At 71.7% G+C, this 6287-nt stretch carries 5 protein-coding genes and 1 pseudogene; 2 read left to right on the top strand and 4 right to left on the bottom strand.

The genetic code is table 11. From position 1 onward, the window contains the following. Together ABD908_RS18500 and ABD908_RS18495 are read right to left on the bottom strand one after the other, a co-directional pair. Positions 1-264 (bottom strand): annotated as a pseudogene (locus tag ABD908_RS18500) (hypothetical protein); the annotation flags it as partial. Between the two features lie 16 nt (positions 265-280). Further along, a complete protein-coding gene (locus tag ABD908_RS18495) occupies positions 281-2299 on the bottom strand; it encodes an Rv0361 family membrane protein (RefSeq protein ID WP_344998651.1) in 2019 nt (672 codons plus the stop codon). A 113-nt stretch (positions 2300-2412) separates the two neighbouring features. Here ABD908_RS18495 and ABD908_RS18490 point away from each other — a divergent pair, with 113 nt between their 5' ends. Together ABD908_RS18490 and ABD908_RS18485 are read left to right on the top strand one after the other, a co-directional pair. Then, on the top strand, positions 2413-2832 hold the full coding sequence (locus tag ABD908_RS18490) for a DUF3151 domain-containing protein (RefSeq protein ID WP_344998649.1): 420 nt from the start codon (positions 2413-2415) through the stop codon (positions 2830-2832). Then, the gene (locus tag ABD908_RS18485; RefSeq protein WP_344998647.1) at positions 2792-3946 is read left to right on the top strand and encodes an FUSC family protein; all 1155 of its coding nucleotides are present in this window, start codon (positions 2792-2794) and stop codon (positions 3944-3946) included. The genes ABD908_RS18490 and ABD908_RS18485 overlap by 41 nt, the downstream gene beginning before the upstream one ends. Before the next feature lie 34 nt (positions 3947-3980). Here ABD908_RS18485 and ABD908_RS18480 read toward each other — a convergent pair whose 3' ends face one another. Next, a complete protein-coding gene (locus ABD908_RS18480; protein WP_344998645.1) occupies positions 3981-4976 on the bottom strand; it encodes a serine hydrolase in 996 nt (331 codons plus the stop codon). A gap of 147 nt (positions 4977-5123) precedes the next feature. Then, on the bottom strand, positions 5124-6185 hold the full coding sequence (locus tag ABD908_RS18475; RefSeq protein WP_344998643.1) for a serine hydrolase: 1062 nt from the start codon (positions 6183-6185) through the stop codon (positions 5124-5126). Between the last annotated feature and the right edge of the window lie 102 nt (positions 6186-6287).

Raw genomic sequence — 6287 nt, 5'->3', positions numbered from 1 at the left:
CGAGCGGCGCGCGGGCGCCGGGCGGGCCGGCGGAGCTGTAGCTGCGGTGCGTCCGGCCGCGGGATGTGCGGCTGCGGGGCGTGCGGGTGAGACCTGAGCCGGCACCGTGGGCGCATCGGCGCTCTTGCGCGCGACCGTGGGGACGTCGGTTCGAGCCGGCACCGTCGGCGTATCGGGCGACGGCACCGATCCCCGGCCCGTGCCACGGCGAGCGCGGGCGTCGCCGAGTGGCGGCCGCCCGCCACCGGAGTCGGGTCGAGTCATCGCGCGGGCCGGACCGTCACGCGCCAGGCGAGCAGACCTTCCAACTGCCGCCCTCCTTCGCGAGCGAGAACGTGCGCGAGACCTTCTGGTCGGGCTGTCCGGTGTAGTGCACCAGGGCCTGCACCTCGGCGGTGCGGTCGTGTACCTCGATCGCCTGGAATCCGTCGATGCCCGGAACGAGACCCGCGTCCTTGGTCTGCTGGTAGATCCCGGCCCACTGGCTCGGCTGCAGCTTCTCGTAGTACTGCTTGATACTGCCGCACGTCAGCTGCTGCAGCTTGCCGAGGTCACCCTGGTCGAGGGCCTGGACATACGCGGTGGTGGCGTCGGCGACCACCTTGCGCGGGTCGTTGCCGGCGCCCGAGCGGGTCACCGCGAACGCGATCGCCGCGACCACGATCACCAGTACGACGCACGCCGCGGCGACGGCCCACAGCACCCGCTGTGACAAGCGGCGCTTCGCCTTCGGCGGGACCGGCGGGAACAGCACGGGTCCGGGCGCGCGAACCGGTCCCGTGGCGGGGTCCGCGACCGGTGCCGACTGGGCGGGAATCGCCTCGGTCGGCGCTGTGCTGATGGGGCCGACGGTGCGCAGTGGAGACTGCGCCGACGGAATGCTGACGGTAGGCGCGTCCATGGGATCCACGGTGGCGCTGTCGGTGTCGGAACGGGTGTCCGCGTCGGCGACCGCCCCGGCGGCTGTGGTCGCCGCGACCGCCGCGGCCAGTGTGTTCCCGGCTGCCGCGCTGTGGGGCTCGGTGTCGCTCTCGTCGTGCTTCGCCTCGTCGGCTGCGGCTGCGGCTGCGGTCGGCTCGGGCCCGGGATCGGGCTCGGCTGCGGGAGCCTCGGTGTCCGCCTGCGGCAGATCCTCCTTCTTTATGCTCACCGTCTTCGCCTCGGACGGTGCGGAGAAGCGGTTCGGGGTCGCTACCGGGTCGGGCTCGTCGGAGGACGCGGTCTCCTCGGGTGCCGCTTCGCCTTCGGGCTCCTCGTCAGGCCCAGCCTCGTCCTCGGGCGTTGCCCGGTCGGTCGACGTGGCCCGCTCGGCGGTGTCGTCCGAGACGTCGGGGCGCTTCACCGCTGCGAATGCGACGGTCGTGGCCTCGCTCGGGGCGGCGGGCCTTGGTTCCGACTCAGCCTCGGCCTCCTCGGCCTCCTCTGCCTCGGCGTGCTCGGGCTCGGCGGTGGCGTGCTCAGGCTCGGCCTGCTCGGGCTCGGCCTCCTCTGCCTCGGCCTGCTCGGGCTCGGCGGTGGCGCGCGTGACGGCGGGGAAGGCCGCGGTCGCGGCCTCGCTGGGGGAGGTCGTCCCGGTGCCGGGGGCGTCGGCGGGCACTGGTTCGGCAGGCTCAGCGTCGGCGGCCTCCGGCTGGGCCGCTTCGCCCGTCGTCCCCTGGGCCTCGTCGTGCGTGGTCTCGTCCAGCGCAGACTCGTGCTGCGCGGTCTCGTCGTCCGCCGTCTCGTCGGCGGTGGGTGCCTCGGTGCCCTCAGCGCTCACGGCTGTGGCGGCCGCAGCAGCCGTGACCGCAGCCGCCGCTCCGCCGCCCGTGACGGGGATCTGGACGGTCTCGGCCGCGGTGGCGTCGTTCTCGGCCGCAGTGCTCTCGTCCTCGGTCGTCTCGGCGGTCCCCTCGGTCTGCTCCGGGTCCGAGCGCTCGGCGACGGGGAAGGCGACGGTGTCGGCCGCGCTCGGCTCGGCGGCGCCGGGCTGCTCACCCTCGTGCGTGACGGCCTCGTCGGCCGGCGCCGGCCTGGCGACGGTGTCGGCGGCGCCCACACCGTCATCGGCACCGTCATCGGCTCGGCTCGGCTCGGCACTGCCTGTCTCGGCACTGCCTGTCTCGACGCCGCCTGTCTCGACGCCGCCGTCGACCGCGGCCAGCCCGGCACCGTCGGGCCCGGCCGGCGGGACCACGGGCGCGCCGGGCGCCGTTGTGTCGTCAGCGTCCAGGGAGTTCCAGACGGGGACGCTGCCCCGCCCCTTGCGGAGCCGCCGCAGGCCCCGCACGATTGCTCCCCCGGTGGAATCTGTCGCCATCGAGTCCCGCCCTGTCTCTACCGTGTACGGCCATTACCGATCGTGCCGCGGCGCACCGAGCCGGGCACGGACAAAGACAGAGTAGCGGGCTGCGCACGTGCAAGACTTAATCCATGACGTCGTTCGGAGATCTGCTGGGGCCGCCGCCGGTGCTGCTCGACATCGATGAGGAGCCCGAATCACAACTCCTGAACGGCCGCGCGCCGGCCGAAGTGGCCGCTGATTTCCCCACATCGTCGCTGGCCTGGGCATATCTAGCGGAGGCGGCGCTGGACGCCGACCAGGCGATCACCGCCTACGCGTACGCCCGCACGGGCTACCATCGCGGGCTCGACCAGCTGCGTCGTCAGGGTTGGAAGGGCTTCGGCGCGGTGCCCTACGCCCACGAGAACAACCGGGGCTTCCTGCGCGCGGTCGCGGCGCTGGCTCGCGCCGCGAAGGCCATCGGCGAGGAGGACGAGTTCCTTCGCTGCCTCGACCTACTGAACGATTGTGATCCCGGGGCTGCGAGCGCGCTCGGGCTCGGCGACTAGTCGGCTCCGGGAGCGCCACAACCGGCTGCCCGAGGTCATCCAGAGCCGGACGCGCCGGCTGTTCGGGTCGTGGCTGCCCATCGTGCAGTGCGCGCTCGCCGCGTCGATCGCGTGGTTCATCGCGCACAACGTGATCGGCCACATCACGCCGTTCTTCGCGCCGATCGCCGGCGTGATCTCGCTCGGGCTGTCGCTCGACCACCGGCTGCGGCGGTCGTTGGAGCTGGTGGGCGGCGTGACGCTGGGCATCGGCGTCGGCGACCTGTTGGTACGGACGATCGGCACCGGCGCCTGGCAGATCGGCCTGGTGGTCGCCTTGGCGATGAGCGCAGCCGTGGTTCTCGATCGGGGCCCACTGGTGCCGATGCAGGCCGCGTCGTCGGCGGTCCTGGTCGCGACTATGCTGCCGCCCGGCGGCTCGGGCGGCTGGTTCCGAATGATCGACGCACTGATCGGCGGCGTCGTCGGGGTGACCGTCGCCGCGATCATCCCGAACCGCCCGGTGGCACGCCCCCGCAAGGACGCCGCGAAGATCCTCGACACGATGCGCCGGGTGGTGATCGCGGTCGCCGACGGCCTCGACCAGCGCGACCGCGGGCGCCTCGAGTCTGCGCTGTCGACCGCCCGCGGCACCCAGCCGGACCTCGACAAACTGCGCAGCGACCTCGCCGGCGGCGTCGAGATCTCCCGGATCTCACCGATGTTCTGGAGTGAGCGGACGCGCATGGAGCGGATGTCGGCGATCGCCGCACCACTCGACAACGCCGTGCGCAATGTCCGCGTGATGGCGCGCCGGGCGATCAACTCGCAGCAGATCGGTGAGCCCGTGTCGAGCGAGCTGATCACCGAGATCCGTCGGCTGGGGGAGGCGTTCCGGATCCTGCGGGACATGGTCCTCGCCGAGCCGGGCGAGCACCCCGACCCGGCCGATGCGGCCCGGGTGCTGCGTACCGCGGCTCGGCACGTGCGCGAGGAACACGTGCCAGACGGTGGCCTCTCCGAGGTCGTGATATACGCGCAGCTGCGTTCCACGATCGTCGATCTGCTGCAGGTCGCGGGCCTCGAACACACCTCGGCGCTCGCGGTGTTCCGTGACGGGCGGCCCGGCCGCTGACCGGTGTCCCGTCAGACGAGTCGGTGGAGCGCCGTCAGCCGTGGGCGGGAGCCCTGACCGGCGCAGTCGCCGGTGCCCGGACCGGTGCGGCGGCGCCGATCCGGCCGCGTGGAAACAGCGCCTTCGCGACATCGTCGATCGAGCTGACGGTCGGGTCCTCGCCATTCGGCGCCGGCTGCGACGCCATTATCGCGACGATGTAGCGGGCGGACTTGCCGACGATGGCGGTCGAATCGTGTATCCAGTTGCCGTCGAGCAGTGGCATCCAGCCCTGCTTATAGCCGACGACGGGCTCGCGGGACAGCGCTGTCGGCAGGCCGAACGTCTGGTTCTCACCGTCGTCGCCGGTGGGTTGGAAGTCGCGCATGGCGCTGACGATCCAGTTCGCGACCGCTGGGTCGGTGGAGCGCCTGGTGACGATCTGGTCGTACAGGGAGACCATGTCGTCGGCGCTGGTGGTGGTGAACCACCACGGGCCGCGGGGCGGGTGCGTGTCGTGCAGGCCGTACCGTGCGGCGGCGCGGGTGACGATCGCGTTGCCGCCGCCCAGGTCCCAGAAGCTGTCCGCCGCGAAGTCGTCGGAGCGGGTGATCATGAGGTGCATCATGTGCATGTCGGAGCTGCTCAGATGAACCTTGCCCTGGTCTCGCTGGGTGAGGACGTCCTCGGCGATCATCACCTTGACCAGCGACGCCGTGAAGAATGGGGCGTGCGCATTGCGGCTCTCCACGCGCTGCCCGGTGTCCCGGTCCAGGACGGCGATCGCGACGCGGGCGCCCTGCCTTCTCGCGACCGCCTCGGCGTGGTAGACATCGGCCTGCAGGAAGCGGTCGGAGACCGGTGGAACGACGGGAGCCGCGGGGGCGGGGGGAACCGGCGGGACGGAGGTGTGCGGGTGGGTCGTCGCCGCGGCCACACCGAGGGTGGCGGCGGTCCCGACGCCCAGCACCGCGACACCGGTCGCAACGCTCCAGGCGACCTGACGGAACCCTGAGGGGAACCGACGTGTAGGCGTAGAAGAAGGTGGCACGCTGGAACGGTAGACTGGCTTTGGAGATGTTGCCAACGCGGCCGATCGGTTCGGTGGCCGATTTTTACCCCATACCGGTATGAATCGGGCGCAATGGCGAGAACTCCGGGCGTTCTGAACGATCTGTGAGATCACCACCGAGCCTCCTCAGCTCTCGAACAGCCTCTCGACCGCGGTCGGCCTCACGGCTGCGGGCCGTGGGATCGCGGGCTGCGTGGATGCGGGCTTCGGGGACGCGGGTGTGGTCAGCGGCGCGGTCGCCTCTGTGGCGACGGGGGCCGGACTGCCGCTGCGCGCCCCCGCGGGCGTCCCGATCCGACCGCCCGGGAACAGCGCCTCGGCGACACGGTCGAGTGCCGTCACCGTCGGCCCCTCGCCCTTCGGTGCGGGCTGGTGAGCCATCATCGCGACGATGTAGCGGTTGTCGCCACCGACGATCGCAGTGCTGTTGTGCACCCACTCGCCGTCCGCGAGCGGCATCCAGCCCTGCTTGTAGCCGACGATCCGCTCGTTGGCGAGCGCTGTGGGCAGCCCGAACGTCTGGTGCTCGCCGTCGGTGCCGGTGGGCTGGAATCCGCGCATCGCACCGACGATGAAGTCGCGTACGTCGGGGGCCGTGTGGGTGCCGCTGACGATCTGGCTGTACAGCGAGACCAGGTCAGCGGCGCTGGTGGTGGTGTCCCACCACTGGTCCTTCGGCGGTCGCGTGTCGTGCAGCCCGTACCGCCGGGCGATCCGAGTGACGATGGGGTCACCGCCGCCGATCGACCAGAAGTGGTCCGCCGCGTCGTCGTCGGAGCGGGTGATCATCAACCGCATGGTCGCGAGGTCCGACGGGCTCAGGGTGAGCTTGCCGGCGTCCCGCTGGGTGAGGACGTCGTCCGCGATCATGACCTTCACCACCGAGGCGGTGAGGAACCCGGTATGGGCGTTGGCGCTCTGGCCCTGTGCCCCGGTGGCCCGGTCGACGACGGCGATCGACACCGTCACCCCCTCTCGCCGCGCCACCGCCATCGCTCGGTCGACATCGGCCTGGAGCGCAGAGGTGGTCCTCGCTGCGGGCGTCGGAGCGACCGGACCGGCGAACGCGGATCCGGCTCCTGCCGTGCCGCCGACCGCCACCACGCCGACCGCGACGGCGCCGAGGGCGGCGGCGACACCGAGCCCGCGCCGACCTGAGCGCAACCGACGCGTTCGAGAAGAGGACACGGGATCGAAGGTAGAACAGGTGGTGCGCGTGTGACTGAAGTGACTATTGATTCGCAGCAGATTGACAGGAGCGATTCGTACGAAAGGGGCATCTGATCCGGC

Origin of the sequence: Tsukamurella soli, from assembly GCF_039541155.1 — a bacterium.
Classification (GTDB): domain Bacteria; phylum Actinomycetota; class Actinomycetes; order Mycobacteriales; family Mycobacteriaceae; genus Tsukamurella; species Tsukamurella soli.
Note: the sequence above shows the minus strand (reverse complement) of the source record. Positions and strands in the feature narration are given on the sequence as shown.

What these genes read in the sequence shown, in the direction of transcription:
- ABD908_RS18495 (WP_344998651.1), bottom strand. Translation starts at nt 2,299, where the DNA reads ATGGCGACAGATTCCACCGGGGGAGCAATCGTGCGGGGCCTGCGGCGG.
- ABD908_RS18490 (WP_344998649.1), top strand. Translation starts at nt 2,413, where the DNA reads ATGACGTCGTTCGGAGATCTGCTGGGGCCGCCGCCGGTGCTGCTCGAC.